General features: G+C 68.0%; 11 protein-coding genes. 7 read left to right on the forward strand and 4 right to left on the reverse strand.

All coding sequences use genetic code 11. From position 1 onward, the window contains the following. Nucleotides 1–80: 80 nt before the first annotated feature. The gene (locus J2X54_RS06025) at nucleotides 81–1,745 is read left to right on the forward strand and encodes a methyl-accepting chemotaxis protein (protein WP_310179048.1); all 1,665 of its coding nucleotides are present in this window, start codon (nucleotides 81–83) and stop codon (nucleotides 1,743–1,745) included. Here the strand turns inward: J2X54_RS06025 and J2X54_RS06030 are convergent. Then, nucleotides 1,690–5,406 carry a CHASE domain-containing protein gene (locus J2X54_RS06030; RefSeq protein WP_310179051.1) on the reverse strand — a complete coding sequence of 1,239 codons (3,717 nt, stop codon included), beginning with the start codon at nucleotides 5,404–5,406 and terminating at the stop codon, nucleotides 1,690–1,692. The genes J2X54_RS06025 and J2X54_RS06030 overlap by 56 nt on opposite strands. A gap of 161 nt (nucleotides 5,407–5,567) precedes the next feature. On the opposite strand from J2X54_RS06030, the gene J2X54_RS06035 reads away from it, so the two are divergent. The 4 genes from J2X54_RS06035 to J2X54_RS06050 are packed head-to-tail and all read left to right on the forward strand — an operon-like array spanning nucleotide 5,568 to nucleotide 9,445. Further along, the gene (locus J2X54_RS06035) at nucleotides 5,568–5,993 is read left to right on the forward strand and encodes a DUF2141 domain-containing protein (protein WP_310179054.1); all 426 of its coding nucleotides are present in this window, start codon (nucleotides 5,568–5,570) and stop codon (nucleotides 5,991–5,993) included. Between the two features lie 13 nt (nucleotides 5,994–6,006). After that, nucleotides 6,007–7,491, forward strand: coding sequence for a carotenoid oxygenase family protein (locus tag J2X54_RS06040; protein ID WP_310179057.1), 1,485 nt, complete (start codon nucleotides 6,007–6,009; stop codon nucleotides 7,489–7,491). Next, nucleotides 7,488–8,624 carry a histidine kinase gene (locus J2X54_RS06045; protein ID WP_310179059.1) on the forward strand — a complete coding sequence of 379 codons (1,137 nt, stop codon included), beginning with the start codon at nucleotides 7,488–7,490 and terminating at the stop codon, nucleotides 8,622–8,624. Before J2X54_RS06040 ends, J2X54_RS06045 begins: the two co-directional genes overlap by 4 nt. Nucleotides 8,625–8,647: 23 nt before the next feature. Then, nucleotides 8,648–9,445: a LytTR family DNA-binding domain-containing protein gene (locus tag J2X54_RS06050; RefSeq protein WP_310179061.1), complete on the forward strand. Its 798-nt coding sequence runs from the start codon at nucleotides 8,648–8,650 to the stop codon at nucleotides 9,443–9,445. Between the two features lie 3 nt (nucleotides 9,446–9,448). Here the strand turns inward: J2X54_RS06050 and purT are convergent, their stop codons facing one another. Together purT and J2X54_RS06060 are read right to left on the reverse strand one after the other, a co-directional pair. Next, nucleotides 9,449–10,660: a formate-dependent phosphoribosylglycinamide formyltransferase gene (purT, locus tag J2X54_RS06055; protein WP_310179063.1), complete on the reverse strand. Its 1,212-nt coding sequence runs from the start codon at nucleotides 10,658–10,660 to the stop codon at nucleotides 9,449–9,451. Between the two features lie 13 nt (nucleotides 10,661–10,673). Beyond that, nucleotides 10,674–11,444: a YdiY family protein gene (locus J2X54_RS06060; RefSeq protein WP_229255326.1), complete on the reverse strand. Its 771-nt coding sequence runs from the start codon at nucleotides 11,442–11,444 to the stop codon at nucleotides 10,674–10,676. 186 nt (nucleotides 11,445–11,630) lie between these two features. Between J2X54_RS06060 and J2X54_RS06065 the strand changes: the two genes are divergently transcribed. Then, a complete protein-coding gene (locus tag J2X54_RS06065) occupies nucleotides 11,631–12,056 on the forward strand; it encodes a DUF4124 domain-containing protein (RefSeq protein ID WP_310179077.1) in 426 nt (141 codons plus the stop codon). Here the strand turns inward: J2X54_RS06065 and J2X54_RS06070 are convergent. Next, complete coding sequence (locus J2X54_RS06070) at nucleotides 12,046–12,969, reverse strand: LysR family transcriptional regulator (RefSeq protein ID WP_310179079.1); 924 nt, start codon at nucleotides 12,967–12,969, stop codon at nucleotides 12,046–12,048. The two genes, J2X54_RS06065 and J2X54_RS06070, sit on opposite strands and share 11 nt — an antisense overlap. 91 nt (nucleotides 12,970–13,060) lie before the next feature. On the opposite strand from J2X54_RS06070, the gene J2X54_RS06075 reads away from it, so the two are divergent. Then, nucleotides 13,061–14,077 carry an NAD-dependent epimerase/dehydratase family protein gene (locus J2X54_RS06075; RefSeq protein ID WP_404990885.1) on the forward strand — a complete coding sequence of 339 codons (1,017 nt, stop codon included), beginning with the start codon at nucleotides 13,061–13,063 and terminating at the stop codon, nucleotides 14,075–14,077. Nucleotides 14,078–14,081 lie beyond the last annotated feature (4 nt).

The following is a 14,081-nucleotide window of genomic DNA, read 5'->3' on the forward strand; positions in this document are numbered from 1 at the left end:
TCGGGACGTCATCGGCAAGTCACATAGGCGCGGTATGCTCACTGTCATTGGAGCAATATTGCTTGCCTATTGGAACTTATATGATGCGCTCGAGACTCCCCCAACTGACCACCGGCATGCGCGTGGTGGCGTCGTTTGCGGCGCTGTTATTGCTGATGGCCTGCATGTCGGCGGTGGCGCTCTGGCGCCTGCAATCGGCCAACGACACCACCGCCAACCTGGTGCACGACAAGCTGGCCCGCGAACAGCTCACGTCCGAGCTGCTCGGCTTGGCCGAACTCAATGGCCTGCGGGCGATCTCGGTGGCCCGCAGCGACAGCCTGGAAGTGTCCGACCTGTTCATGGCGCAGCTGGTGGCTGGCGATCGCCAGGCCGAAGCCATGCAGCGCAAACTGGCGGCGCTGCCGGCCGAAGCTGCCGAAGCCGCACTGCTGCAAGCGGTGACGGCTAAAAAAGCGGCTTACCTGGCGCTGCGCGCCGACCTGTTCAAGTTCAAGGACATGGGCCGCATCCAGGATGTCGAGAGCCTGCTCGACACGCGCCTGGGCGCCGCCTTCAAGCAGTACACCGGCGCACTCGATCAACTGCTCGCGTGGCAGACCCAGGAGGCGACCGCGCTGGCGGCGGTCTCCGACCAGCAGTTCCGCAACAGCCGGCTGCTGCTGGCCGCCCTTGGCGCGGCGGCGCTGGCGATCGGCATCGTACTGGCCTGGATGCTTACCCGCAGCGTGGTGCAGCCGCTCACGCGCGCCGTGGCGCTGGCCGAGCAGGTGGCCGCCGGCGAACTGCACGCGGCCATCGTCCACGGCCGCCGCGACGAAATCGGCCAGCTGTTCGATGCGCTCAGCCACATGACCGCGCGCCTGGCCGACACGGTGGGCCGGGTGCGCGATGGCGCCGTCGCCATCGACGCGGCCTCGCGCGAAATCGCCAACGGCAACCTCGATCTCTCGCGCCGCACCGAGCACCAGGCTGGCGCCCTGCAGGAGACCGCGTCGGCGATGGTGGAGTTGACGTCGGCGGTCAAACAAAACAGCGGCAATGCGCGCCAGGCCAACCTGCTGGCGGTATCGGCCTCCGACGTGGCCGGCAAGGGCGGCCACGTGGTGCGCGAGATGGTCGATACCATGGCCGGCATCAACGACGACGCCCGCAAGATCTCCGACATCACCGGCGTGATCGACGGTATCGCTTTCCAGACCAATATCCTGGCGCTGAATGCCGCCGTGGAAGCGGCGCGCGCCGGGGAGCAGGGACGCGGCTTTGCGGTGGTGGCGTCCGAAGTGCGGTCGCTGGCGCAGCGCTCGGCCGATGCCGCGCGCGAAATCAAGAAGCTGATCAACGCCTCGGCCGAGCGCATCGCCAGCGGCAGTGCACAAGCGCAGGCGGCCGGCGCCACCATGGACGATATCGTCACAGGCGTGGGCCAGGTCACCGCCATCATCGGCGCCATCTCGCAGGCCAGCAGCGAGCAGGAAGCCGGCATCGAACAGGTGGGACGGGCGATCGGCGAGATGGACGGCGTCACCCAGCAAAATGCGGCGCTGGTGGAGGAAGCGGCAGCCGCCGCCGACGCCATGCAGGCGCAGGCGCGCGACCTGGCGGCGCTCGTGGGCTCGTTCCGCATCGACGGCGCTGCCGCCGCAGAACCGGTCCAGGCGACCGCACCGGCGCGGGCGCGGCCGGCGCTCAGGCGCGTGGCGGGCTTGCTGACTGGCGCCGGTGCTGCAAGTGGTGCCGTATAACGGTCAGCATCTGTTCCACATCGATCGGCTTGGCGATGAAGTCGTTCATGCCCGAGGCGATGCACTGCTCGCGTTCCGACGCCATCACGCCGGCGGTCATGGCCAGCACCGGCAGCGTCAAACCCAGTTCGGTGCGGATCAGGCCCGTGGCGGTGAAGCCGTCCATTTCCGGCATCTGCACGTCCATCAGCACCAGGTCGATGTCACCTGCGCCAGCGCCGGCACGCAGTGCGTCGAGCGCGGCGCGGCCGTTGTCCACGGCGGTGATGCGGGCCCCCGCGTGTTCGAGCATGCTGCGGGCCACCAGCTGGTTGATCTGATTGTCCTCGACCAGCAGCAGGTGCGCGCCGTCCAGGCGGATGTGCTGCGCTGCGCCGCCATCGCCCGCTGCGGCCGGCGCGGATGGCGCGGACGACGGCTGGTGCAGCGCCGTCCTCAGCGCTTCGCGCAGGCGCGCCGCAGTGACCGGTTTTAACAGCACGCCGTCTGCTTCCTGTGCGCCGTCGGCCAGCAGCAGGCGGCCCTGCTCGTAGGCGTTGACCATCACGACCACCGGCGTGCCGGCCAGCCTGGCATCGGCGCGCAACTGGCGCAGGATGGCGCGGCCGCACAGGCCCGGCATGTTCCAGTCCAGCAGCACCGCGTGGTAGCGCTGTCCCGGTTCGCCCAGCAGTTGCAGCGCGTGGTCGCCGCCGGCTGCCAGGGTGGAGGTCCAGCCGCACGATGCCACCGTTTGCCCGAGGTAACCGGCGCCGGGGCCCTGGTCGCCGATCAGCAGCAGGCGCAGCGCCTCCGTGTCGGCGACGACAGGAGGACCATCGTCCGCCGCCCCGGCCACGCGCTGCAGCGGCACGCTGAAAATGAAATCACTGCCGGCGCCTGGACTGCTGCGCACGTCGATGGCGCCGCCCATCAGCGCCGCCAGGCGCCGTGAAATGGTCAGTCCCAGGCCGGTGCCGCCGAAGCGCCGGGTCATCGAGGCATCGGCCTGGGCGAACGGTGCGAACAGCTGCGCCAGGCGATTGGGTTCGATGCCGATGCCGGTATCACGCACGGTAAAGCGCAATTGCACGCGGTCGCTGGCACGAGTGGCGGCTGGGGCCTGCTCCACCAGCAGCACCACCGACCCCGTTTCGGTAAATTTGATGGCATTGCCGGCCAGGTTGACCAGGATTTGCTGGAGCCGGTAACCGTCGCCGACCAGCTGCACCGGCACATCCGCCTCGACCGCGATGGCCAGGTGCAGGTTCTTCTCGCCGGCGTTGACGCTCATGATGGTGGCTACCGCTTCGAGCACCTGCGCCAGCGCGAAGGGCGCCGGTTCCAGCTCCATGTGGCCGGCCTCGATCTTGGAAAAGTCCAGCACGTCGTTGAGGATGGTGAGCAGCGAGCCGCCTGACGACCGTATCATGCCCACGTACTGGCGCTGTGCGGGGGCCAGCGCGGTTTGGTCGAGCAGGTGGGCCATGCCCAGCACCGCGTTGAGCGGTGTGCGGATCTCGTGGCTCATGTTGGCGACGAATTCGGACTTGGCGCGGCTGGCCGCTTCGGCCTGGTCGCGGGCCACGATTAGCGACTGCTGCGATTCGCGCAGCGCCGCCGTCATCTGGCGCGCCAGGCCGGTGGCGTACAGGTGGCGCGCGGTGAGCGCGCGCACCACGCCGAAGAACAGCAGGCTGATGACCATCCCCGCCAGCAGTACGATGTGCGACTTCTGGCGGTCAATGGCGCGCTCGAAGGCCGGCAGCGACGTGAAGCGCAGCGTCCAGCGGTGCTGCACCAGGTCCAGCGGCAGCACGCCCTGGTACGGATTCGGATATTGCAGCTGGTCGGCTGCACTGCGGTCGGGAGCGCTGGCGTACAGGCGCTTCTCGGGTGCGGCGACATCGCCGTCGAATACTTCGAGGCGGATATCGTGGGCGCCAGTGCCCAGCAGGCCGGCCATCAGGTCGGCCGCGCGGATCGGGCTGTAGGCAAAGCCCTGCAAGGCCGCCATGCGCTGTGCCGGCGTGGCGTTCGGCGCCAGTCCGGTATGGCGCCGGTACACCGGGAAATACATCAAAAAGCCCGGCTGGCCACCGCCTTGCGCATCCTGGATCAGCACCACGCGGTCGGTGAGCGCGGGCTTGCCGTTGCGGGCGGCCTTGAGCAGCGCCACCCTGCGCACCGGCTCGGACAGCATATCGTAGCCGAAGGCGATCACGTTACGGCCGGTGAACGGTTCGAGGTAGTACACCGGCACGTGCATGCCGATGTCGCCCACGCCCTCACGCGACCAGATGCGGAAATCGGGATATCCCTCGCGCGCTACCTGGGCTTCGAGCGCGGTGCGTTGATCCTTGCTGATATAGGCGGCGTAGCCCAGTCCCATCACGCCCGGGAAATTGTGCTGCAAGTCCATCCCGGCTGCAAAGCTGCGCCACTGCTCGCGGCTCGGCTGCTGCTCGGCCTGGAACAGCGCCTGCGCCGCGCGCAGGCCCGATTCGTAGAGCGAGATGCGGCGCGCGATGCGCTCGGCGATGTCGCGGCTGTCGGATTCGAAGTGTTCGCGCGCGCGCCGCTCGGTGCCCACCGTCACCAGGTGCCACACCAGCACCGTCAATCCCACGCCCAGCAGCAGCGTGGCCCACTGCACCGCGCTGTGCTGGAGCACGCCCGCCTGCAGGCGCCGGCGCTCGGCGGCGTCGGCGCTGAGCACCATGCCGATCAGGCTGCACAGCACGACAAAGGTGTCGAGCGCGATCAGGGCGTCGTTGAGGGTGCCGGCCACGAACGGCCCCTTGCCGTTGACGGTCGCGGTTACTGCGGCGCCGGCCGCCAGCAGGCATACCGCGCTGGCGCCGCGCAGGCCATAGCGGTGGGCCGCCACGGCCACGCACGGCACGAACAGGTACGGCAGCCAGCCCAGCGCGTCGCCGCCGGTGTAGCTGCGCATGAAAATCGCCGCGCCCAGCGCCGCCAGCAGCGCCAGTCCCAGCGCCACCTCCAGCGCCACCCACAGCGCGCCGCGCTCGTGCCAGCCCGGGGGCGGGCGCAGGCGCCAGATCACGATGGCCGGCGCCACCAGCAGCACGCCAGCGGTGTCGCCCACCCACCAGGTGAGCAATACCGTGCCAAAAGATCCGGGCGGCGCCATCGCGGCCGCCGCCAGTGCGCCGGCGCCGATGCCGGCCCCCACCAGGCTCATGACCATGGCCACCAGCGCGAACTTGTAGACGTTTTGCAGCTGCCCCAGCGGCTGCCTGCCGTCGGTGTAGCGGCGCATCATCCAGGCGCCGGCCAGCGCCTCGAGCGCATTGCCGCAGCCGATCACGGTCGATACCAGCACCAGCGTAGCCGACGGCGGCTGGCCGTTGATCGTGAAGGTGACCAGGTTGGCGAGGAAGGCGCCCAGCACGATGGCCGGCCAGGCACGATAGCCTAACAATATGATAGCTGCGAGCGCGATGCCCGACGGTGGCCACAGCGGGGTGGCGTTGGTGTGGGCAAAGCCCAGTTGCAGGCTCAGGCCCGCCACCACGGCGTAAGCAGCGGTGAGCAGGAGCAGGACGGCCGCCCCCGCATGGTGGTCGTGGCCCGGTGCCTGCGGTGGCAAGGGATCGAAATCGGACGTCGCGGCTGCAGCAGCGTGCGCGGTAACGGAAGGTGGCACTGCGGGCATGGCAGCTCTCGTGGTTTGTTTCTGGAGTGACTATAACTTACCGCCGCAACTGGCGCCACCACGGTGCAACTGGCGCCGCCAGGACGCCGTTCGTCGCAGCGCACCACGCAACACCTGCCGGTTCCCTACAGTGTGGTCATTCTCACCACACGGAGCACAATATGCCCTGCCAAAACCTGTTTGCCGCCTTGTTCGTCACCCTCGTTGCCGCCGTCACCCCCGTCGCCAACGCCGCCGACCTGGCGATCGTGGTCGAAGGCGTGGCCAGCGCCGATGGCCGCGTGATGGTGGCGCTGTTCGATTCGACCGCTACCTTCCGCCGCAAGCCGGTGCGCGCACTGGTAGCGCCGGCTGCCGTCTGCACCGTGCGCCTGGACGTGAAGGACCTGGCACCCGGCGACTATGCGTATGTCGTGTACCACGATGCCAACGCCAACAACGCGCTGGACATGAACGCGGTCGGCATGCCGGTCGAGGACTTCGCCTTCAGCAACAACGCCATGGGGCAGGGTGGCGCGCCCGGTTTCGACGCCGCGCGCTTTGCGCTGCCGGCCACCGGCGCCACCGTCACCGTCAACCTGCGCTGACCGGGAGACTGCCATGCCATCACGCCGCCAATTTTTCGGCCGCTGCGCCGGCCTTGCCGCCCTGGGCGCCTCAGGCCAGGCGCTGGCCGATAGCGCCACGTACCGCAGTTTTCACGCCGCCCTCGAGCGCGATGCCCGGCTCGGCGTGTACGCCGACTTCGCGGGCGAACTGAGCGGCGAGGCCACCGTGCTGGGCCGCCTGCCGCGAGACCTGTCCGGGGTGTTCTACCGTAACGGACCGGGCCGCTTCGAGCTCGGCGGCGAGCGCTACCACCATGGGTTCGACGGCGACGGCTTTGCCCAGCGCTGGGCGATTGCCGACGGCAAGGTCGCCCATCGCGGCCGGTTCGTGGCCACCCACAAGTTCGAGCAGGAGAGCCGGGCCGGCCGTTTCCTCTACAGCGCGTTCGGCACCAGCATCGACCGCGCCCCGGTCCGCAGCAACGACGTCGTCAACGTCGCCAATACCAACCTGCTGCCGTTCAATGGCGCGGTGTATGCGCTGTGGGAAGGCGGCTCGGCCACCGAGCTCGATCCCGAGACCCTGGCCACGCGCGGCATCAAGACCTGGCGCCCGGACCTGAAGGCGATGCCGTTTTCCGCCCATCCCAAGGCGGACCCGGACGGCGGCCTGTGGAACTTCGGTAACCTGCCCGGCGCCGACCAGCTGATCGTGTACCGGCTAGACGCCCGCGGTGCGGTGACCCGCACGGCGCTGCTGCCGGTGCCGCATTTGAACATGGTGCACGACTTCGTGGTGAGCGCGCGGCACCTGGTGTTCCTGGTGCCGCCGTACGCGCTGGATCAGCCGGGCAAGAGCCTGGCCGAGCGGCTGCGCTGGCAGGGCGGCGAACGGCCGCTGCGCGCGGTGGTGGTGGACAAGGCCACGCTCACGGTGCGCCAGGTGTTCGAGCTGCCGGCGCGCTCGGTCTTCCACCTCGGTAACGCGTGGGACGATGGCGCCTGCATCCGGCTCGACGCCGTGCTGCACCAGGGCGATATCGTGCCGGAACCGGCGCTACCGATGCGCGGAGAAATGCGGCCGTACCAGGCGCAGCGCAGCAGCGCGGTGCAGATCACGCTCGATTTGGCCAGCGGCCAGGCGCGCGAGGCGCGGCTGTTCGGCGTCAGCGAGTTTCCGCGCGTGGCGCCGCAGGTGGTGGCGCGCCGCCATCGCAAGCTGCTGGTACTCGGCGTGAGCCCCGCCAGCGCGGCGCAGGTGCTTGACTCGGTCAACCTGGTCGACACCGACAGCGGCCAGGTCGATGGCTACCGCTTCGGCCCCGGCTGGCAGGTCGAGGAGCACGTGCTGGTGCCGCGCGCCGGCGCCGGAACCGAAACGGACGGCTACGTGGTGGGCGTGGCGCAGGACACGCGGCGCAGCCAGACTGTGCTCACGGTGTTCGATGCGCGCAACGTCAAGGACGGCCCGGTGGCGCTGGCGCGGCTCGGCTATCGCGCTCCGGTATGTTTTCATGGTAACTTTCTGGCCACATGAAGAATCACGCCACCGTCGTCTCCGCCCATCCGCTCGAGCTCATTCCCGGCTTTGACCGCTGGCCCGCCTCGCGCTCGCGCAACATCGTCTATACCGCCGTTTTCAGCTCCCTGATCGCGGTGGTGCTAACAGCCGGGCGCACGCTGTTCTCGGAGGGCGGCCCGCCGGCGGGGCGCTACCTGCTGCACATGCTGCTGGTGGCCAACCTGTGCGGACTGTTCATCCACGGCGGCATGCTGCTGTTCAATTACTGCTTCAACGACTGGCCGCGCCGCCTGCGCGGCTTGCCCCGGGTAGCGCTGCACGTGGGGTTCAGCGTAGCCAGCGTGATGGCGGCCATTGCGCTGGCCAACCTGCTGCTGAGCGGCGCGCCGGCGCTGCACGTGCTGGCGCGGCCGGCCGCGATCATCGAGTATACGCTGATCGCGGCGGTCATCGCCGGCTTCATGCTGCTGGTGCGGCGCGGCGCCGAGCGGCGCGTGCAGGCAGCCATGGACCAGGCGCGCCAGCAGGAGGCGGCGGCAGCGACTGCGCGCCTGCTGGCCGAAGCGCGCCTGCGCGCCCTGCAGGCGCAGATCGAGCCGCACTTCCTGTACAACACGCTGGCCAACGTGGTGAGCCTGATCGGCACCCAGCCGGGCCAGGCGCGCTACATGCTCGAGCGCTTCATCGATTACCTGCGCGCCAGCCTGGACACGAGTCGCAGCGAGGCCACCACGCTCGGCGACGAGGCCCGCCTGCTGGCCGCCTACCTCGACGTGCTGGCCGTGCGCATGGGGCCGCGCCTGCGTTACCGGATCAACGTGCCGGCCGAACTGAAAGGCGTCACCATCGCCCCGATGCTGTTGCAGCCGGTGGTGGAAAACGCGATTGCCCACGGCCTCGAGTCGAAGGTGGACGGCGGCGAGGTGACGATCGCCGCCGGCATTGCCGACGGTTTGCTGTGCATCACGATTACCGACACCGGCGTGGGCCTGTCCGGCACGCAGTCGCACAAGCCCGGGGGCGGAGTGGGCCTGGGCAACCTGCGCGAACGCCTGCGCACCCTGTATGGCGCTGCTGCCAGGGTGGAGCTGCTGGAAAATCAACCGTGCGGCGTAGTGGTGCGCATTGCGCTGCCGCTGCCGTCTTGAACAACGAGGATCACATCGCTACCATGAACAATTGCCCGCGCGCGGTCATCGCCGACGACGAAGCCCACCTGCGCGACTACCTGGAGCAGCAACTGGCCGGCGCCTGGCCGGAACTCCGCGTGGCCGGCCGCGCTGCCAACGGCATCGAAGCGCTGCGCCTGATCGACGAGGAGGCGCCCGACGTGGTTTTCCTCGACATCCGCATGCCCGGCATGACGGGGCTGGACGTGGCGACGCGGCTGGTGGAAGCCGGCCGGCCACCGCACATCGTGTTCGTGACCGCCTATGACCAGTACGCAGTGCAGGCGTTCGAGCATTCGGCGCTCGACTACCTGCTCAAGCCGGCGTCGCTCGAGCGCCTGGCAAAAACCGTGGCCAAGCTCAAGGCGGCGCTGGCGGCCCCCAGCGCAGCGGCGGCGCCGCCGGTCGATGCGCTGCGCGCCTTGCTGGCCCAGATGGGGACTGTGGTCGTACCCGCGCCGGCAGCGGGACCGGCGCCGCTGCAATGGATCCGCGCCTCGCAAGGCGAACAAACCCGCCTGATCGCGGTGGACGAGGTGGTGTACTTCCAGAGTAACGACAAGTACACCAGCGTGATGCTGGCCGAGGGCGAATGCCTGATCCGCACGCCGATCAGCAAGCTGCGCGAGCAGCTCGATGCGCAGCAGTTCTGGCAGATCCATCGCAGCGTGATCGTGGCGGCGCGCCACGTGGCGGGCACGCGTCACGATTTTCGAGGCAGGTTGATGGTGCAGCTGAAGGACCGCGCCGAGCAGCTCGTGGTGAGCCGCGCTTACGCGGACCTGTTCAGGCAGATGTGACGGTCAGGAGGCAATGACCGGCGTTACTTTCGACGCGGCCAGTTTGGCGCGTTCGCGCGCAAGGTCGGTGTCCGAAGCGGTCGCCAGCGCCACGCCCATGCGCCGCCTTGCAAACGACTCCGGTTTGCCGAACAGGCGCACGTCCGCACCGGGCACCCGCAGTGCGTCGGCCAGGCCTTCGAAAGCGATGCCTCTTGCTTCGTGCCGGCCGTAGATCACGGCGGAAGCGCCGGGTGCGCGCAGCGACACATCGACCGGCAGGCCGAGGATGGCGCGGGCGTGGATCTCGAATTCGCTCTGGGTCTGGGTGGCCATGGTGACCATGCCGGTGTCGTGCGGGCGCGGGCTCACTTCCGAGAACCACACGATGTCGCCCTTGACGAACAGCTCCACGCCGAACAGGCCCAGGCCACCGAGGTCGCCAGTGACCTTGGCGGCGATGTTCTGCGCCCGTTCGAGCGCCAGCGGATGCATGGCGCACGGCTGCCACGATTCCACGTAGTCGCCTTGCACCTGTACGTGGCCGATCGGCGCGCAGAACTGCGTGGTCAGCTGGCCGTGTTGATCGACCGAGCGCACCGTCAGCAGCGTGATCTCGTAGTCGAAATCGATGAAGCCTTCGACGATCACCCGGCCCGCATCGACCCGGCTGCCGGCGGCGGCATGGTCCCAGGCGGCGGCCACTTCGGCGGCGCTGTCGATTTTCGACTGGCCCTTGCCCGACGACGACATCACCGGCTTGATCACGCACGGAAAACCGATCTGCGCGGTGGCCTGTTCCAGCTCGGCCAGGCTGCTGGCAAAGCGGTACGGCGACGTGGCCAGGCCCAGCGTCTCGGCGGCCAGCACGCGGATGCCTTCGCGGTTCATGGTCAGCTGGGCGGCGCGCGCGGTGGGGATGCAGGTGATCTTGCCGGCCTGCTCGAGCGCGGCCAGGGTGTCGGTGGCGATGGCCTCGATTTCAGGCACCACCAGGTGCGGCTGCTCGCGTTCGATCAGCGCGGCCAGCGCGGCGCCGTCGGTCATGTCGATCACGTGGGAGTTGTGCGCCACCTGGTGGCCGGGCGCGTTGGGGTAGCGGTCCACCGCGATGGTCTCCACACCCAGGCGTTGCAGGGCGATGATGACTTCCTTGCCCAGCTCGCCCGAGCCGAGCAGCATGACCTTGGTGGCCGACGGCGAGAGCGGCGTGCCGATAATGCGTGCAGTGTTCATGGTTGTAAAAATATCAGAACGAATAGACCAGGGTGACCGAGGTCTGGGTATCGGTGTTTTTCTTGTCGTCCGGGACACTGGTGTCGTTGCGTACGCTGAACGCCGCCTTCATCTGCATGGTGCTGTTGATCTTGGTGGCCAGCGAGGTCTCGGCGGTGGAGTGGGTGTTCGACGTGCCGCGTTCCACCGTGACCAGCTGGCTGAACAAGGCCGATTCGCTCAGGCGCCATTTCAGGTTGGCGGCAGCGCGCACCGTCATGCCGTTTTCGGTTTCGCCAGTGGAGCGCTCGCCACGGAAATAGCCCGGACCGAGTTCACCGTCGAGTGTCAGGTTTTCCGCGCCATACAGGCGGGTACCGTAACCGACGCCAACGGTCGAATACTTGGTGTAAGCGCCGAATTTATCGTTGACGTGGGTGGCCAGCGCAAACAGCCGGTCGTTGTCTTCCAACAGCTTGTAGGCGGTCTTGCCGGATACCGCGTAGCGCTGCGCCGAGCGTTCGCGCGATTTGCTGCCGTCGTCGTTGGTGACCTGCTCATCCTTGAAGAAGCCGGACAGCACGTATTCGTTGCTAAAGTCCGGCAACTCCTGTTTGGCATCGATCTTGCCGGTCACCGAGGTACCGACGGTGTTGCCGGAAGTGGAAATGGCGCCCAGTTCGGCCGAGGTGCTCCAGCCATACGGCGGCGGCGTGTCGAATGCGGCGGCATTGCCGCACAGCAGGGTCAGGGCGAGCGGGGTAACGAGCAGGGAAGATTTCATGGGCATGGTGAGCAGGTTCATGGCGCTTGATGGCTTGATGGCCTATCGGGTTATTGGCTCAATAAGCGCGCGCCAGGCAACATTGCTAAAGGTTTACGGATGAGGTGCTATTGTACCTGACGACTCCTTGCGTGTGGTTCCGTACAGATTTCATGCGGTCCTTCGGCGAACATGGCGCATCGTTACAGAACACGCCAGGAGGCGGCCATGAACACCAACCATCCGATCACGGGCGCCACCGCCGCCGTCCTGCTTTGCGCCGCACTGGCCGCAGTTGCCGGCAGCGCGCAAGCCCAGGTGAATCGTTGCGTCGATGCCGGCGGACGGGTCACGCTTACCGACGAACCGTGCCCCGGCAATAGTCGCGCCGTCAACGACGACGTCAGCGACAGCGGCGCGGTCGGACTGGTGGTCACCACCGGCGCCCAATCCGCGCACCTGGCCGATGCCGCTTATCCGCCGGAACCTGCCCCTGTGATCACCGGTTTGACGCGCAGCCGCTGGGCCGACCTGCCGCGCCCGCTGACGCGCAAAACCGTCGGCACCGATGCCGCTACCCTGCAAAGCGCGCGTACCACCATGCTGATGCAGGACGAACTGCGGCGCCAGAACCGTTCCATCGCTAACCGTTAAGTTTCTCGTCGGCAGCGCTGTCGATATAGGCGCTCAACCCTTCGGCCAGGGCGCCAAAGGCGGCCATGCAGGCAGAATTGCCGCGCAGGTTTTCATGCATGGCCAACCATGTTTCCAGCGGTATGGTCAACAAGTCGGGCAAGACTCGCACCAGCGCGGGATCGCGCTGCGCCAGGCGCACCTGGCAGATGCCCACACCCACCCCGGCGCGGATCGCCGCCAGGTGCACAAGGTCGCTGTTGCTGCGCAGCGCATAGTGGGCCTCGTTCAGCGGCGCCATCTGCTCCATCAGCTTGCGGGTAAAGGCGTTGTGCGTGTCCACGCCGATCAGCGCGTGGTGCGCCAGGTCTTCGTACGTTTGCGGGGTTCCGCTTCGCTCGAGATAGTCGCGTCGCGCGTGCCATCCCACCTCGATCACGCCCAGCCGGCGCGCCACCAGCGCGTCCTGGTCCGGGCGCTGCATGCGCACGGCAATGTCGGCGTCCCGGCGCAGCAGGTTTTCAATCCGGTTCGATAACGCCAGCTCCACCGTGATGCCGGGATGCCTGCGAGCCAGCGCCGCCAGGATTGGCGGCAACACTTCCACTCCGATCACCTCGCTTGCCGTCAACCTCACCGTGCCGGTAATGTCCGGCCCGGCGCCCAGGTTCGAGGCTGCGCGCAACATCGCGGCCGACGTGGCCGCCAGCGTCTCCGCGTAGGGGCGCAGCGCCTGCGCCGCTTCGGTGCCGGCAAACCCGGCGGGAGAACGCACGAACAGGGTCAGGCCGAGCGCCTGCTCGAGTGCGTCGATATGCCGGCCAATCGTAGGCTGCGTCAGGCCCAGCGCCCGCGCCGCGCCGGACAGCGAACCTTCGCGCAACACGGCCAGCAGGGTGCGATATAAATTCCAGTCCGGATCGAGTTCAGTCATACGAAATTGTATAGCAGCTATACAGTCTTGGTCGATTTTCTTTTGATGCCGTCGCGCACACACTGGCTCCATCATTTACCGGGAGACCATGATGGAACAGCAAAAAACAGCATTGGTATTGGGCGCCACCGGCGGCATTGGCGGCGCGGTGGCACGGTTGCTGGTGGCGCGCGGTTGGCGCGTGCGGGCGCTGCACCGGGCGCCAGCGCAGGTGCAGCGTAGCGGCGACGGCTTCGAATGGCTGCACGGCGACGCCATGCAGCGCCAGGACGTAGTGGCGGCGGCACAAGGCGCCGCCCTGATTGTCCATGCGGTCAACCCGCCCGGCTACCGCGATTGGGACAAGCTGGTGCTGCCGATGATTGACAACACCATTGCGGCGGCGCGGGCCGGTGGCGCGCGCATCTTGCTGCCGGGCACGGTGTACAACTTCGGTCCGGACGCCTTGCCCGGGATTGCCGAAGACGCGCCGCAGCACCCGGTTACGCGCAAGGGCGCGATCCGGGTGGCGCTCGAGACGCGGCTGCAAGCGGCGGCGGCCGATGGCGTACGCACCCTGATCGTGCGCGCCGGCGACTTCTTCGGGCCCGATGCTGGTAACAGTTGGTTCGCCCAGGGCCTGGTCAAACCGGGGCTGCCGGTGACGGCGATCAGCTATCCGGGCCGCCCTGGCGTCGGCCACCAATGGGCATACCTGCCCGACGTCGCGGAAACCATGCTGCGGTTGCTGGAGCAGGAAGCGCGGCTGGACACCTTCGCGTGCTTTCACATGGCGGGCCATTGGGACGCCGATGGCACGCAAATGATTGCCGCCATCGCCCGCGCAGCAGGTCGCCCCAGCCTGCGGACACACGCGTTTCCGTGGTGGCTGGCCACGCTGGCGGCGCCGTTCGTGCCGCTGATGCGCGAGATGCGCGAAATGGCTTATTTATGGCGACAGCCGGTACGCATGCCCAACGCGCGCTTGCTCGAGCTGCTGGGCCACGAACCGCACACGTCGCTGGACGTGGCCGTGCACGCCACGCTGGCGGGCCTGGGCTGCCTGCCGACTCCCAGCAATGCTGCCGATACTGCCGGTGCTTCCAGTCACGCAGCGGCGCAACGATAAGGGA

It is taken from the genome of Duganella sp. 3397 (assembly GCF_031456625.1).
GTDB classification, from domain to species: Bacteria; Pseudomonadota; Gammaproteobacteria; order Burkholderiales; family Burkholderiaceae_D; genus Rugamonas; species Rugamonas phyllosphaerae.